Source organism: Kocuria sp. KRD140 (genome assembly GCF_017168375.1).
Classification (GTDB): domain Bacteria; phylum Actinomycetota; class Actinomycetes; order Actinomycetales; family Micrococcaceae; genus Kocuria; species Kocuria marina.
In genome coordinates, this window is record NZ_JABFAW010000009.1 from 242,594 (window position 1) to 257,501 (window position 14,908).

Here is a 14,908-nt window from a genome sequence, read left to right on the forward strand (position 1 = left end):
GAAATCTGGTCTCGTACCGCCGGGCCGCCGTGGCCGGGAGGTTACTTCTGGGCGGAGTCCCCGCCGGAGAGTTCGTTCGCGAGCTTGAACAGGCCCGAGTGGTCCAGCCCGCCGTCCCCGCGCGCCACGAGGGCGGAGATCAGCTGGGCCACCACGGCGCCGAGCGGGATGGTCACGCCGGCCTCACGGGCCGCGGCGGTGACGATGCCCATGTCCTTGTTGTGCAAGGCCAGGCGGAAACCGGGTTCGAAGTTGCGGTCCAGCATCTTCTGCCCCTTCTGGTCCAGGACCTTGGAGCCGGCCAGGCCCCCGCCCAGGACCTTGAGTGCGGCGTCCGTGTCCACTCCGTAGGCCTCGAGGAAGACCGTGGCCTCCGCGAGCAGCTGGATGTTGCCGGCCACGATGAGCTGGTTGGCGGCCTTGACCGTCTGGCCCGAGCCCGAGGGGCCCACGTGCACGATGGTCTTGCCCACCCCGCCCAGGACCTCCTGCGCGGCGTCGAAATCGGCCTTCTCGCCGCCCACCATGATGGACAGCGCGGCGTCGATCGCGCCCTGCTCACCGCCGGAAACGGGGGCGTCCAGGGGACGGATGCCGGCGTTGCGGGCGGACTCGGCCAGGTTCACGGCCACGTCCGGGCGGATCGTGGAGGCATCGATCCACAGGGCACCCTGCGGGGCGTTGGCGAACACGCCGTCCTCGCCCTCCACCACGGCCTGGACGTCCGGGGAGTCCGGGACCATGGTGATGATCACCTCGGCGTCATTGACGGCCTCGGCGACCGACGACGCCGCGGTGTCACCCGCCTGCGCGAGCTCCTGGGCCTTCTCGGGGGAGCGGTTGTACCCGGTCACGGTGTGACCCGCGGTCACCAGGTTCTTGGCCATCGGAAGGCCCATGATGCCCAGTCCGATCACTGCGATGTTCGTCATGTGGTTCTCCTTGGGAAGTTCGTGGTGGTGCTGTGCTGCTGGTGTCGTGCTGTTGCGGGACCGGGCGCGGTGCCCGGCGGGGCGGCGTCGTCGTACCTTCCCGGGTACGCGGAGGGCGACGGCGCGCGCTGCGGAAATCTGCTGCGGGGAGTCCGCTCAGGCGCGCTTCTCGCGCGGGAGCCACGCGAAGGGGTCGTCCTGCGAGGCCTTGTACTCGAGGCCCACGGGCCCGGAATAGCCGAGCTCGCGGGAGCGGTCGATCCACTGCTCGAGCGGCAGGTCACCCGTGCCCGGCTCGTTACGACCGGGGTCGTCCGCGATCTGGATGTGACCGAAGTCTGCGGCGTGCTCCTCGATGACGCGCTCCACGTCGTCGCCGTTGACGGACAAGTGGTAGAAGTCCGCGAGCAGCTTGACGTTGTCCCGGTCCACCTTCTCCATGATCGCGAGGGCGTCCGCGGCGGTCTTGAGCGGGTACGCCTCGGTCCCGGACACGGGCTCGAGCAGGACTACTCCGCCGAACTCGGCCACCGCGTCCGCCGCGCGCTGCAGGTTCTCGACGCCGATCCGGTCCTGCTCCGCGGCGTCCTCACCCTCCACACGGTTGCCATAGAGCGCGTTGAACGCCTTGCACCCGGTGGCGCGGGCGATCCGCACCACGGCGTCGATGTTGGCGCGGAACTCGTCCGAACGCGCGGGCTGGGAGAGCACACCGCGCTCGCCGCCGGGCATGTCACCGGCGTAGAAGTTCAGCCCGGTCAGCTGCACGCCCGCGTTCTCGAGCGCGTCCACGAACTCCTGGATCTCGGCGTCCGAGGGGGTGGGCGTGGGGAACGGCCACCAGAACTCCGCGCGGGTGAAACCGTTCTCGGCCACGGCGGCGGGGCGCTCGTTGACGGGCAGGTCGGTCAGCAAGATGGATGCGTTGACGGTGTAGGTCACGGGGTTCCTCCTGGTGGCTCGTGTGGTTCGATTCCCGGCGCCTGGCGCCACTTGTTTCGTATTGTGGAATCTAACTTCTGTCTTGTGAAAAACTGTATGGTGGAATGTGATGCACGTCAACCCGTTGTGTGAGATCTTTTACCCTGCGCGGTGCGAACGCGTGACACGGAACACAGCCACGCAACGGTGGCGGGCCCGTCGCACCCCCAGACCCGCACCCGAGAAGGAGCACGCATGAGTACTCAGGACTTCCCCCGCACCTCGGACGCGGTGGCCGGCCGCCCCGTCCCCGGGCGCGTCTACGAACCGCGCCCCGTGGCCGTGGAGCCACCCCCGGACACGAGTGACCGGCTCTACAAGGTGGACCTGGCGCCCACGAGCCGTCACTGCCGCACGTGGAGCGCGTAAAGCATCTTCACGCTGTGGGCCAACGACGTGCGCTCCCTGGGCAACTACTCGTTCGCGATCGGGCTCTTCGCCCTGGGGCTCGGGGCGTGGCAGGTGCTCACCGCGCTGGGCGTGGGTGCGCTGCTGTTGTTCGTGCTGCTGTGCATGTCCGGGTTCATGGGTTACAAGACCGGTGTGCCCTACCCCGTGATGAGCCGGATCTCCTTCGGCGTGCACGGTGCGCAGCTTCCCGCCGCCGTGCGCGGGATCGTGGCCATCGCGTGGTTCGGGATCCAGACCTACCTGGCGTCCGTGGTGCTGCGCGTCATGCTGATCGCCCTCGTGCCGTCCCTCGCACCCCTGGACGGGAACAGCATCCTGGGACTGTCCACCCTGGGCTGGATCAGCTTCATGGTGCTGTGGATCATCCAGGTGATCATCGTGTGCTACGGCATGGAGATGATCCGCAAGTACGAGGCGTTCGCCGGACCCATCATCCTCATCACCATGGTCGCGCTCGCGGTGTGAATGCTCGCCCGCGTGGACTTCTCGATCGCATGGAGCACCGACAACCCCCTCACCGGCGCGCAGATGTGGCTGCACATCCTGGGCGGCGGCGCACTGTGGGTGTCCATCTACGGCACGTTCGTACTGAACTTCTGCGACTTCACCCGCTCCGCCAAGAGCCGTGGGGCGATCGTGCGCGGCAACTTCTGGGGCATCCCCATCAACATGTTCTTGTTCGGGCTGATCGTGGTGTCCTTCGCCGGGGCCCAGTTCAAGCTGGACGGGCAGATCATCAGGTCCCCCGCGGACATCGTGCAGACCATCCCTTCCACTGTGCTGCTCGTGCTCGCGTCCCTTCCGTTGCTGATCCTCACGGTGGCCGTGAACCTCATGGCCACCTTCGTGGCGCCCACTTACGCGCTGACCAACATGTTCCCGCGCAAGCTCAACTTCCAGAAGGCCGCGATCCTCTCCGCTGTGATCGGTCTGGTCATCCTGCCGTGGAACCTCTACAACTCACCCGTGGTGATCGTCTACTTCCTGGGTGGTCTGGGCGCACTGCTCGGCCCGCTGTTCGGGATCATCATGGTGGACTACTGGATCATCTGCCGTTCCAAGGTCAACGTCCCGCAGCTCTACATCGACACGAACGACGGCGCGTACTACTACCGCGGCGGCGTGAACCCCCGCGCCATCGCGGCGTTCGTACCCGCCGCACTCGCGTCCCTCGCGGTCGCCCTGCTGCCCACCTTCACGGGCGCGAGCGAGTTCTCGTGGTTCATCGGCGCCGGCCTGGGCGCCCTGTGCTACCTGGTCACTGCCAAGAAGCACGTGCAGTACACGGACCAGCACGGCGAGGCCATCTCCGTGGCCACGACCCACTGATCCGTCCCGTTCCCGCCCGGTGGGTCCGGATGCGATGCCGCGCACCCACCACGGCGACCCGCCCGCTCCCGTTCCATGCCCCGTCCCCAGGAGGACATGATGCGCATCCTGACCGACAACATGAACATCACACCCTCCATGACCGAGTCCATTGCGGAGGCCCCGCGCGCCGTGGCCGAGCCCGGCGTGGAGATCGTGGGGCTCACGCCCACATTCGGCGCCGTCGTGCGAAGGGAACGTGGAGTCCTACCTCGCCGCGGTGGGGGTGATGGACGCGGTGCTGACCTACGACCCGCCCTTCGACCCTGTGATCCAGGCCAGGTTCGGCGAGCACCGGCGGGAAGGTCTGCAGGAGATCCTCGACCAGCCCGTCGTGGACATCCCGAGGCGGCCGCTTCCATTGCCATCTTCATGAGGCGCAGCTACACCGGGAGTGAGCACCCTGGGCCGCACCGTGCCGCTCATCGAGGACCGGTTGCGGCTGGCCGGGTTGATGGAGCGCTGCGCGTCCGTGCGGGCGTCGAACACCTCCGCGCTGGACCTGGAGCGGGATGAGAACGCGGCGGTCGAGACGATCGTCGCTGAAGCGCAGCGGGCCATCGAACAGGGCCGCAGCCGAGGTGGTTGTCCTCGGCTGCGGCGGGATGGCCGCCCTTGAGCACGCCGTGCTCGAGTGGTGCGGCGTGCACGTGACGGACGGCGTGGCTGCTGCGGTCACCGTGGCGCAGTCGCTGGTGTGGCTGGGGCTGAGGACCTCCAAGGTCCGCACATACGCGAACCCTCTGCCGAAGGACCTGAAGGGTTTCCCGTTCGGGCGGTGAGGTCGGCTCGCGTCCTGCGCTTCCGACTACTTCCGGGGGAAGCCCCCGGCCCGGAGGGCCGCGGCGATCAAGGCCGGTTGACCGAACAGCCGGGCCAGCCGCTTGGCATCAGTGTCCAGATTGAATGCGTCGTGCCGCTCGGCGTACTGGCTGATGTTGCCGGGGAAGATCGCGGCGTAGAACGCGGCCAGACCGGCGCCCACGGCTGCGCGCTGCCTGGGCAGCGCCAACAGTGCGGCACCAAAGGCGATCTCCACCACACCGGAGGCCAGAACCACGGTGTCCTTGTCCATGGGGAACCAGTCCGGAACCTGTGCCTGGAAGTCCTCCCGGGCAAAGGTCAGGTGGGATATGCCCGCGGTGGACATGAACGCTCCCAGGGCCAGGCGCGCTGCCGTCTCCGTCGCAGTGGGCTTGGGAGACGGTGCGGTCAGGGACTGCAGAGCCTTGGTAATGCGAGCCATAGTGCAAACCTCTCTCGTGGTGGGCGCCGGGCGGGTGTCAGCCGGCGACGCGCACCAGCTTGGTGTTGGCGAACTCGGTGAAGCCCCAGCGGCCCAGCTCACGGCCGTAGCCGGAGCGGCGCACGCCGCCGAAGGGCAGGCCCGCCTTCGTCGTCGCGTGCTCGTTGATGTAGGCCATGCCCACCTCCAGACGACGCGCGACTTCCTCAGCCTTCGCCTCATCCTTGCTCCACACGGAGCCGGAGAGACCGAAGTCGGAGTCGTTGGCGATCTCCACCGCCTCGTCCACCGAGTCGTAGGAGTAGATCACCGCCACCGGGCCGAAGATCTCCTCCTTGAACGCATCCATCTCCCGGGTCACACCGGTCAGCACTGCCGGGGACATCCACGCCCCGTCCTTATCCAGAGCCCTACCACCGGTGTGCAGGGTCGCACCCTGCTCTACCGCGCGCTCGACCTGGGACACGGCGTCGTCGCGGCCCTGCACGGAGGACAGGGGGCCGATCTTGGTGCCCTCCGCCAGCGGGTCCCCCACCGGCATGCCCTCGACGCTCTCGACGACCGTCTGCACGAACTCGTCGAACATGCCGGCGGGCACCAGGATGCGCTTGGGCGAGTTGCAGGCCTGGCCTGCGTTGCTCATCCGCGCCGTCGCCACGGTCGTGGCGGTCTCCTTCACGTCCACGTCGTCGAGCACGATCAGCGGGTCGGAGCCGCCGAGCTCCAGAACGCTCTTCTTCAGGTTCTGTGCGGCCGTGGTGGCCACCGCGGCACCTGCACCCTCGCTGCCGGTCAGGGACACGCCCCGCACTCGCGGGTCCTCGATGATCGTGGTCACCTGGTCGGTGCTCACGAACAGGTTGATGTAGGCGTCCTCCGGGATACCCGCGGCGTGCAGGATTTCCTCGATCAGCTCACCCGTCCGGGCGCAGATGGAGGCATGCTTGAGCAGAACGGTGTTGCCCAACATGAGGTTCGGGGCCGCGAAACGCGCCACCTGGTACTGCGGGAAGTTCCACGGCATGACACCCATGAGCACACCGATGGGCTCGGTGACGACCACGGACTTGGCGTCGTCACCCACGTCCAGGGTCTCCTCCTTCAGCAGGCCCTCGCCGTGGTCGGCGTACCACTGGTAGATCGATGCCGAGAGTGCGACCTCGTCCTGCGCCTGGGCGAAGGGCTTGCCCATCTCGGTGCTGATCACGCGCGCGAGCTCGTCCCCGCGGTCCTGGAACGCCTGGGCGACACCGGCCAGCGCTTTGGCGCGGTCAGCGGCCGGGGTCTTGCGCCAGGAGGCGAACGCGGTGTCGGCGCGCTCGATCGCGCGGGTGACATCAGCATCGGTGGCCGAGGTGAACTCCTGCTCCACAATGCCGGTGGCGGGATTCTCCGTACGGAAAGCCATGATGACTCCTCACTCATCTCGATGAAACTCATCAATAACAGCGGGGAGGTGTCCGCGGATATTCCCGGCTCCTCGAAACGCCCCACACGGTGGGGCATTCGAGGATGGGCTGGGCGAACAACGGCCGGGTCCATGTTGTTCTGTCTGCGGACATGGTCCCTTGTGAAAGGAGTGACGTGACAAGGCCACGGCGGGGGTCTAGAGTCACGGCCCATGACTACCAATGTTGCTGCCTACCAGGCCGTCGCCTCCGACGCCCCGCTGGAGAAGGGCACTATCAAGCGCCGGGACCTGCGCCCGGACGATATCCGCATCGAAATCGAGTTCGCCGGCATCTGCCACTCCGACATCCACACCGTGCGCGAGGAGTGGGGACCGATCGAGTTCCCCATGGTCCCGGGACACGAGATCATCGGCCGCGTCACCGAGGTCGGTTCCGAGGTCACGAAGTTCTCGGTCGGCGAGCGCGCGGGCATCGGCTGCCTGGTCGACTCCTGCCGCGAGTGCGAGTGGTGCCTGAAGGGCGAGGAGAACAACTGTCCGAAGGCCGTGGGCACCTACAACGGCAAGGACCGCTTCGACGGGCGCCCCACCGACGGCGGGTACTCGACCGAAATCCTCGTCTCCGAGGCCTTCGCGCTGCACATCCCCGAGAACCTGGACCCGGCCGCGACCACGCCGTTGCTGTGCGCGGGCATCACCACGTACTCCCCGCTACGGACGTGGGGCGTCACCGAGGGCTCCAAGGTGGCCGTGGTGGGCATGGGCGGTCTGGGCCACGTGGCCGTGAAGCTTGCCGCCGCCATGGGCGCGGAGGTCACCGTGATCAGCCAGACCCGCTCCAAGGAGGAGGACGGCCGTCGCTTCGGCGCCACCGACTGGATCGCCCGCAAGGAGGATCCCGAGGCCCTCAAGAACCACAAGGGCGAGTTCGACGTCATCATCAACACCGTCTCCGCCCACGTGGACGTGCAGGAGTTCATGGCCACCCTGCGCCCGCACGGTGCCATGGTCCTGCTGGGGCTGCCCACCGAGGCCCTGGAGGTCAGCGCGGGCTCGCTCATCGGCGGCCGCAAGTCCCTCACGGGCTCCAACATCGGCGGCATCCGCGAGACCCAGGAGATGCTGGACTTCTGCGCCGAACACGGTGTCACCGCGGAGATCGAGCTGATCAGCGCCGAGGACATCAACGAGGCCTACGACCGCGTGGTGGACTCGGACGTGCGCTATCGCTTCGTGATCGACGCGAAGACCATCTGAGGCCCCGCGCCACCGTGCGGGCCACGGCGCCCCGGACGATCGGGGAGGAGGAGGGATGCGCCGGGCACGAGTCCTCGCGCCCGGCGGTCCGCGGTCATGCGGGGTGGGGTGTCACCGCCCCGCGTGCCCTCCCAGTGTGAGCGGCGCGTGGCGGTTGACGTCCTTGTACAGCAGGTACCGGAACGGCTTGGGCCCACCGGCGTAGCAGGCCTGGGGGCAGAAGGCGCGCAGCCACATGAAGTCGCCCTCCTGGACCTCCACCCAGTCCTCGTTGAGCCGGTACACGGCCTGCCCTTCGAGCACGTAGAGCCCGTGTTCCATCACGTGGGTCTCCGCGAAGGGGATGATCCCGCCTGGCAGGAACGTCACGATGGTCACGTGCATGTCGTGGCGCAGGTCGGCCTGGTCCACGAACCGTGTGGTGGCCCAGCGGCCCTCGGTCCCGGGCATGGGGGTGGGCTCGATGTCCTGCTCGTTGGTCACGAAGGACGTGGGCTTCTCGAGGCCGGCCACGCGCTGGTAGCGCTTGCGGATCCACATGAACCGGGCGGGTTCGGAACCGCGGTTGTGCGCGGTCCAGGTCTCGCCGGGCGCGATGAACGCGTACCCGCCGGGTTCGAGCACGTGGGTGTCGTCGTCCCCGGGTTCATCACCCAGGGTCAGCTCCAGGGAACCCTTCATCACGAACAGCACGGACTCGGCGTCCGGGTCGTCCTCGGGCTTGTCGGAGCCGCCCCCGGGTGCCACCTCCACGAGGTACTGCGAGAAGGTCTCCGCGAAACCGGTGAGCGGTCGCGCGAGCACCCACAATCGGGTGTCGTCCCAGAACGGCAGGAACGAGGTCACGATGTCCCGTTGCGTCCCGCGGGGGATCACCGCGTACGCCTCCCGGAACATGGCGCGGTCGGTCAGCAGGTCCGTCTGCGGCGGGTGACCCCCGTGGGTGGCCCAGTACGTGCGTTCACTCATGGTCGTTCTCCTGTCTGGCGGGCTTACTCGGTTCCCGGGGTGGACGACGACGCTGCACCCGGGTTGGCCACGGCGCGCACCGTGTGCGGGTCCAACCCCGCGGCGCGCAGTTCGTCCTCGCCCACGGCACCGCACAGCACACCGCGCACCACGTAGCGGGCCAGGGCGCGGGCGGTCGCGGGTTCGTCGGCCACGTCCGCGGCCTCGATCCCCGGTACGGAGCGGCCGGCGTACGCGACGAGACGTGTGGCGGCGTCGTCGAACGCGTCCCGGTAGAACGCGTAGTTGGTGAGGTAGCGCGTGGGCAGCTGGTGGGCGTGCAGGTCCCAGCCCTGGTAGAAACCGCGCTCGAGCGAGCGGCGGACTAGGCGGGAGTGCAACGCCCAGGTCTCGCGGCGCTGGGCGGCGTCACCCACGGGGAGCTTGTTGGTGGAACCGTCCGAGAGGTGCACCCCGGTGCCGGCCACGGCCACCTGCATGACGTTCTTGGCGTGGTCCGCCGCGGGGTGCTCCATGGACTGGAACTGCCCGGAGATCCCGAGCGAGGCCGAGTAGTCGTACGTGCCGTAGTGCAGGGAAGAGACCCGGCCCTCGGCGGCGCGCAGCATGGCCGGGATGGGGCACGTCCCGTCGAGACCCAGGATCATGGGAGGCGTCTCCATCTGGATCTCGAAGCGCAACCGACCCGTGGGCAGGTCCAGTGCATCCTCGAGTGCCAGGCACACCTCGACCATCACGCGCACCTGTTCCACCGAGGAGACCTTGGGCAACGTGAGTACGAGGCCCTCGGGCAGTCCGTCCGCGCTGATCCCGGCGTCCTTGAGACCGCCCTCGCGCACGAGAGTGCTCAGGAAGAGGTCCAGGGTGCGCAGGCCGCGAGCGCGCGTGGCCGCCTCGAGGCACTTGAACCGGATCCCGGCGAACGCGGGGGCCGGGGCGGAACCGTCGGCGCGGTTGCGGGCGAAGGCGGCCACGGTGCGGGCCGCCTCGACGGCCGCGGCGTCCTCCTCGTGGTCGGGGCGCTCGCCGTAACCGTCCTCGAGGTCCAGGCGCAGGTCCTCGATGGGCTCGTCGTGCAGTTTGCGGCTCACGCGATCCACGAGGTCGTCGGGCGTGGCGGCGTCCACCCCGGCGAGTTCGGCCAGCGCGGAGAGGCCCCCGGCGGCGTCGGCGGCGGACAGTGCGGCGGCACCCCACTGGGTGGGCGTGTCCACGGTGACGAGGTCCGCGGGGATGTAGCACGTGTGGATCGGTTGGCGCGCGCCGGCGTCGCCAGGGTAGAAGCGGGCGAGGTCGGCGTCGGTGCCGGCGAGAACGTGGTCCGCGCGGCGGTAGAAGCTCTCGGGCAGGGCCGGGGTGGCCCCCGCCACGCCGCGCTCGGCGGTCGTGGCGGGGTCCGGGTGAGCGGCGGTGGGCGCCGCGGTCACGGGTTGGCTCACTTGTTTCCTTCCATGAGGTCGTACGCGGGCAGCGTGAGGAAGTCCGGGTAGTCCTCGGTCAGGACCATGTCGGAGATCAGCTTGCCCGCGGGCACGAACCACTTCTCGTAGTTCTCGGCGTCGATCTCGCCGCGCAGGACCTCGAGCTGCTTGTCGAGCGCGTCCGAGACCAGTTCCCGGGTGGCGGTGTTGCCGGTGTCGGAGTAGACCACGCCGTTCTTGATCTGCTGCCAGATCTGGGAGCGGGAGATCTCCGCGGTGGCGGCGTCCTCCATGAGGTTGTGGATGGCCACCGCGCCGTTGCCGGACAGCCATACCGCGATGTAGCGAATGGCCACGTAGAGGTTGGCGTTGAGCTCGGCCTCGGTGCGCTGATCGCCGGCCGAGGGCACGTCGAGCAGGTCCTGCGCGCTCACGGAGACCTCGGGGCGCTGGTGGTCCACCTGGTTGGGCTTCTCGCCGAGCACGCCGTCGAAGACCTCCTGGCACACGGGCACGAGGTCCGGGTGGGCCACCCACGAGCCGTCGAAGCCGTCATTGGCCTCGCGGGTCTTGTCGTTGCGGACCTTCTCGAAGGCGGCCCGGTTGACCTCCTCATCCTTGCGGGACGGGATGAACGCGGCCATGCCACCCATCGCGAACGCGCCGCGCTTGTGGCACGTCTGCACCAGCAGGTCCGTGTACGCGCGCATCAAGGGAGCGGTCATGGTCACGGCGGAGCGGTCCGCCAGGATGAACTTCTCCCCGGCGTCGCGGAAGTACTTGATGATGGAGAACAGGTAGTCCCAGCGTCCGGCGTTGAGCCCGGAGGCGTGGTCCCGCAGCTCGTAGAGGATCTCGTCCATCTGGAACGCGGCGGGGATGGTCTCGATCAGCACGGTCGCGCGGACGGTGCCGTGCTCGATGCCCAGGTAGTCCTCCGCGAACGTGAACACGTCGTTCCACAGTCGCGCCTCCAGATAGGACTCCATCTTGGGCAGGTAGTAGTACGGCCCCTGGCCGTTCTCGATCAGCTGCTTCGCCGTATGGAAGAAGTGCAGCCCGAAGTCCGTGAGGGAACCGGAACCGGTCTTCCCGTTGACCGTGATGTTGTACTCGGGCAGGTGCCAGCCGCGCGGGCGCATGACCACCACGGCCAGGGGCACGTCCTCGCGGAGCTTGTACTCCTTGCCCTCCGGGGAGGTGAAGCCCAGGGTGCCGCGGGCGGCGTCGCGCAGGTTGGCGATCGCGTCCACCTGGTTGGCCCAGCTGGGGGAGGCGGCGTCCTCGAGGTCCGCGAGCCACACCTTGGCGCCGGAGTTCAGGGCATTGATGGCCATCTTCGCGGGCGACGCCGGTCCGGTCATCTCCACGCGCCGGTCCTGCAGGGCCGCGGGGGCCGGGGCGACCTTCCAGTCGCCTTCCCGAACCTCGCGCGTCTCCGGGAGAAAGTCCATGGTGCTGCTCTCGGCGGCCTTCGCGCGGGCGGTCTCGCGCTTGCCGAGCAGCTCCTCACGACGGTCCGCGAACTTCTCGTGCAGCGCCTCCACGAATGCGAGGGCGTCGGATGAGAGGATCTCGTTCGCGGCGGGGATGTTGTCGGGTGTGTTGTGGGTGATGCTCATGGGTTGCCTCCTGGATTTTCGGTGTAATTTGTACTGCTCATTGCGGGTGCGGCAGGCCCTGCACTCGGTACGACGCCGCCGCACCCGGTCGTTCCCGTCAGCCGGCCTGGGAGGCCTCTGCCACGGACTTCACGGCCTCGGCCACGGCCGGGGCGACGTTCTGGTCGAACACGCTGGGGACGATGAAGCTCGCGTTGCGCTCGTCCTCGTGCACGCAATCGGCAATAGCCTTCGCAGCGGCCACGAGCATCTCCGAGGTGATGTCGGAAGCACCCGCGTCCAGCAGCCCGCGGAAGAGCCCGGGGAAGGCCAGCACGTTGTTGATCTGGTTCGGGAAGTCCGAGCGACCGGTGGCCACCACGGCCGCGTGCTCGGCGGCTTCCACGGGGTGGACCTCGGGATCCGGGTTGGCCATGGCGAAGACGATGGCGTCGTCGGCCATGGTCGCGATGTCGTTGCCGTCCAGGACGTTGGGGGCGGAGACGCCGATGAACACGTCCGCGCCCGCCACGGCCTCCTTGAGGGAGCCCGAGAAGTTGTCCTTGTTGGTGTTCTCCGCGATCCACTGCCGGTGGGAATCGGTGTAGCTCTCACCCGAGTGGATCGCGCCGTTGCGTGAACACGCGATCACGTTGGCCACGCCGTTGGCGAGCAGCAACTGGATGATCGCGTGGCCCGCGGCGCCCACGCCGGAGACGACCACCGTGACGTCCTCGATGTTCTTGCCCACCACGCGCAGGGCGTTGTAGAGGGCGGCCAGGGTCACGATCGCGGTGCCGTGCTGGTCGTCGTGGAACACGGGGATGTCGAGCTCCTCGCGCAGGCGGGCCTCGATCTCAAAGCAGCGCGGTGCGGCGATGTCCTCGAGGTTCACGCCGCCGTAGACGGGTGCCATGGCCTTGACGATCGAGATGATCTCCTCGGTGTCCTTGGTGTCCAGGCACACGGGCCACGCGTCCACGTCCGCGAAGGCCTTGAACAGGGCGGCCTTGCCCTCCATGACCGGCAGGGCCGCGGCGGGTCCGATGTCACCGAGGCCCAGCACCGCGGTGCCGTCCGTGACCACGGCCACGGTGTTGCGCTTGACGGTCAGCCGCCGGGCGTCCTCGGGGTTCTCGTGGATGGCCATGCACACGCGGGCCACGCCCGGGGTGTAGGCGCGGGAGAGGTCGTCACGGTTGCGCAGGGACACGCGCGGGGTGACCTCGATCTTGCCGCCCAGGTGGATCAGGAAGGTGCGGTCGGAGATCTTGTGGACCTTGACGCCGTCCAGGGCGTTGAGCGCGTCGCGCACCTCGTCGCGGTGCTCGGCGTTGGACACGTTGCAGCTGATGTCCACGACGACGCTGTTGGGGAAGGACTCCACGATGTCCAGTGCGGTCACCTGGGCACCGGCGGCGGCCGCCGCGGTGGTGATCTCACTCGTGGAGTTGAAGGTCGCGGGCGCTTCCACGCGCAGGACCATGGAGTAGCCGGGGCTGGGAGTCGCCATGTGACGGGTTTCCTTCCGAGTCGAGCGGAACCGCGGTGGCCCACTACATATCCGTATTGTGGAAAATAAATTCCATTAATCGAATCCTAGGCGTAGAGTACGAGGCATGACAAGGTCTTCGTGAGACTTGTTTCACATTGCGGTCACCGTACGCGACCCCACGCGGGGCGGTGATCGCTCCGGCAGCAGAGGGAGAACGGCCATGGCCGAAGGCAAGAGTGCGGGCGGCGTGCAATCCGTGGAGCGGGTCTTCGACCTGCTCAACATCATCACCGCGTCCGGAGGGGAGTCCTCGCTCAGCGAGCTCGCATCCCGGGCGGATCTTCCGCTGCCCACCATCCACCGGTTGCTGCGCACCCTGATCCCGCTGGGCTACGTGCGTCAGCTGCCCAATCGCAGTTACGCGCTGGGTCCCGGACTGATCCGCCTCGGCTACGCGGCGGGTCTGCAGTTGGGTACCTACGCACAGCCCGTCCTGCAGGGGCTCGTGAACGAATTGGGGGAGTCCGCCAACATGGCGGTGCTGGACGGTCACATGGTGGTCTACGTGGGTCAAGCGCAGTCCTCCCGGTCCATGCGCATGTTCACCGAGGTGGGCCGGCGCGCCCACGTGCACGACACCGGTGTGGGCAAAGCGATCCTGGCGACCCTGCCCGAACAGCAGGTCGTGTCCATCGTGGCGTCCATGGGGATGCCCACCCCCACCGAGAAGAGCCTCGGGACCGTGGACGAGCTGCTCGCCGATCTCGAGAAGATCCGGGAACGCGGCTACGCCGTGGACGACGAGGAACAGGAGATCGGCGTGCGCTGCTTCTCCATGGCCCTGCCGGATGCCCCCACCCCCACCGCGATCTCGGTGTCCGGGCCCACGTCCCGCGTGGACTGGGACTTCGGCGACCGCGCCGTGCCCCTGTTGCGTGAGGCCGCCGAGCGGCTGTGCGGTCAGTTGGCCCAGGCCGGCTGAGCGCACGCCCCGGGGACGATGTCCCGGGTCGAACGGATCAACTCGACACTCGGCCGTGGCCTGGTCAGGACGCAGAAGTCATGGAGCGGGCACGCTGGACCTCCGCCGTCGGGTGATTCCGGGTTGCGCCGTCGAGCCGATCGACTCGTCGGCAGTCCTATGGGGTGCTGTTCACCGGCCCGTCACGGCCCCGTCGCGGTGAACGCTCGGTGGTACGTCACCGTGCCGCTCGGTACGGGGGCATCATGCAACGGCAACGCTAGGAAATACTCCGCCGGGGCGCCGGGATAGGTCAACCCGGCGAGGACCCTGAAGCCGAATCGGGAGTAGAACTGCGGCTCTCCCAGCAGCACGGCCCGTGGGCACCGGCCGTGTGAAGTTCCACGATGAGGCGCTCCATCAGCGCGGAGCCCACTCCATGGCCCTGATGATCCGGATCCACGGCCACCGGTCCGATGCCGAACCACCCCTCGGTGCCATCGCTGATCGTGACCGGGGAAGCGGCCGCGTGACCGACCACGTCCGGTGTCGCCGCGACCAGTGACACGGTGAGGGCGCCGGCACGGCGGAGCGCATCGACGATGTGGGGTTCGGTCTGATCGGAGTACTCGACCTCGGCGAACGCCCTCTCCACGACACGGTGCACCGCGGGGACGTCGTCCTGGGTTTCCCGGCGGATCCGCAGCTCATGCATGCCCTCACGGTACCCAGCCCCGCTGTCGGCGTCCGCGAACAGAAGGTGCCCACGGTGCGGGCGAGGTCCACCGAGGGGTCTGGGTACGACGGCGCCCCCGCACCGTTCCCCGTGTTGGGGTGGTGTGGGGGCGCCTGGGT

11 protein-coding genes and 2 pseudogenes are annotated in these 14,908 nt (G+C 68.3%); 4 read left to right on the forward strand and 9 right to left on the reverse strand.

What is annotated here, in order from left to right; translation table 11 throughout:
- Window positions 1-41 precede the first annotated feature (41 nt).
- Window positions 42-1,070, reverse strand: a complete 1,029-nt coding sequence (locus J1M36_RS09870; RefSeq protein ID WP_206479892.1) for a 2-hydroxy-3-oxopropionate reductase — start codon at window positions 1,068-1,070, stop codon at window positions 42-44.
- Between the two features lie 18 nt (window positions 1,071-1,088).
- Window positions 1,089-1,874, reverse strand: a complete 786-nt coding sequence (locus tag J1M36_RS09875; RefSeq protein ID WP_206479249.1) for a TIM barrel protein — start codon at window positions 1,872-1,874, stop codon at window positions 1,089-1,091.
- A 315-nt stretch (window positions 1,875-2,189) separates the two neighbouring features.
- On the opposite strand from J1M36_RS09875, the pseudogene J1M36_RS09880 reads away from it, so the two are divergent.
- Window positions 2,190-3,653: pseudogene (locus J1M36_RS09880) on the forward strand (NCS1 family nucleobase:cation symporter-1).
- A gap of 99 nt (window positions 3,654-3,752) precedes the next feature.
- Window positions 3,753-4,474: pseudogene (locus J1M36_RS09885) on the forward strand (aspartate/glutamate racemase family protein).
- A gap of 26 nt (window positions 4,475-4,500) precedes the next feature.
- On the opposite strand, the gene J1M36_RS09890 reads toward J1M36_RS09885, so the two are convergent.
- The gene (locus J1M36_RS09890) at window positions 4,501-4,938 is read right to left on the reverse strand and encodes a hypothetical protein (protein WP_052160891.1); all 438 of its coding nucleotides are present in this window, start codon (window positions 4,936-4,938) and stop codon (window positions 4,501-4,503) included.
- Between the two features lie 37 nt (window positions 4,939-4,975).
- The gene (locus J1M36_RS09895) at window positions 4,976-6,346 is read right to left on the reverse strand and encodes an NAD-dependent succinate-semialdehyde dehydrogenase (protein ID WP_206479251.1); all 1,371 of its coding nucleotides are present in this window, start codon (window positions 6,344-6,346) and stop codon (window positions 4,976-4,978) included.
- A 213-nt stretch (window positions 6,347-6,559) separates the two neighbouring features.
- Between J1M36_RS09895 and J1M36_RS09900 the strand changes: the two genes are divergently transcribed.
- Window positions 6,560-7,606, forward strand: a complete 1,047-nt coding sequence (locus J1M36_RS09900; RefSeq protein WP_206479252.1) for an NAD(P)-dependent alcohol dehydrogenase — start codon at window positions 6,560-6,562, stop codon at window positions 7,604-7,606.
- Between the two features lie 111 nt (window positions 7,607-7,717).
- On the opposite strand, the gene J1M36_RS09905 is transcribed toward J1M36_RS09900, so the two are convergent.
- The 4 genes from J1M36_RS09905 to J1M36_RS09920 all read right to left on the reverse strand — a co-directional run bounded on the left by J1M36_RS09905 (window position 7,718) and on the right by J1M36_RS09920 (window position 13,110).
- Window positions 7,718-8,575 (reverse strand): bifunctional allantoicase/(S)-ureidoglycine aminohydrolase, encoded by an 858-nt coding sequence (locus tag J1M36_RS09905; RefSeq protein WP_206479253.1) that lies wholly within the window; start codon window positions 8,573-8,575, stop codon window positions 7,718-7,720.
- 23 nt (window positions 8,576-8,598) lie between these two features.
- Entirely contained in the window at window positions 8,599-9,924 is a 1,326-nt protein-coding gene (locus tag J1M36_RS09910) for an aldolase (RefSeq protein ID WP_206479893.1), read from the reverse strand.
- An 86-nt stretch (window positions 9,925-10,010) separates the two neighbouring features.
- Window positions 10,011-11,618 carry a malate synthase A gene (aceB, locus tag J1M36_RS09915; protein ID WP_206479254.1) on the reverse strand — a complete coding sequence of 536 codons (1,608 nt, stop codon included), beginning with the start codon at window positions 11,616-11,618 and terminating at the stop codon, window positions 10,011-10,013.
- Between the two features lie 97 nt (window positions 11,619-11,715).
- On the reverse strand, window positions 11,716-13,110 hold the full coding sequence (locus J1M36_RS09920; RefSeq protein WP_206479255.1) for an NAD-dependent malic enzyme: 1,395 nt from the start codon (window positions 13,108-13,110) through the stop codon (window positions 11,716-11,718).
- A 202-nt stretch (window positions 13,111-13,312) separates the two neighbouring features.
- On the opposite strand from J1M36_RS09920, the gene J1M36_RS09925 reads away from it, so the two are divergent.
- Complete coding sequence (locus tag J1M36_RS09925; protein ID WP_206479256.1) at window positions 13,313-14,074, forward strand: IclR family transcriptional regulator; 762 nt, start codon at window positions 13,313-13,315, stop codon at window positions 14,072-14,074.
- 292 nt (window positions 14,075-14,366) lie between these two features.
- Here J1M36_RS09925 and J1M36_RS09930 read toward each other — a convergent pair whose 3' ends face one another.
- Complete coding sequence (locus tag J1M36_RS09930; RefSeq protein ID WP_206479257.1) at window positions 14,367-14,768, reverse strand: GNAT family N-acetyltransferase; 402 nt, start codon at window positions 14,766-14,768, stop codon at window positions 14,367-14,369.
- Between the last annotated feature and the right edge of the window lie 140 nt (window positions 14,769-14,908).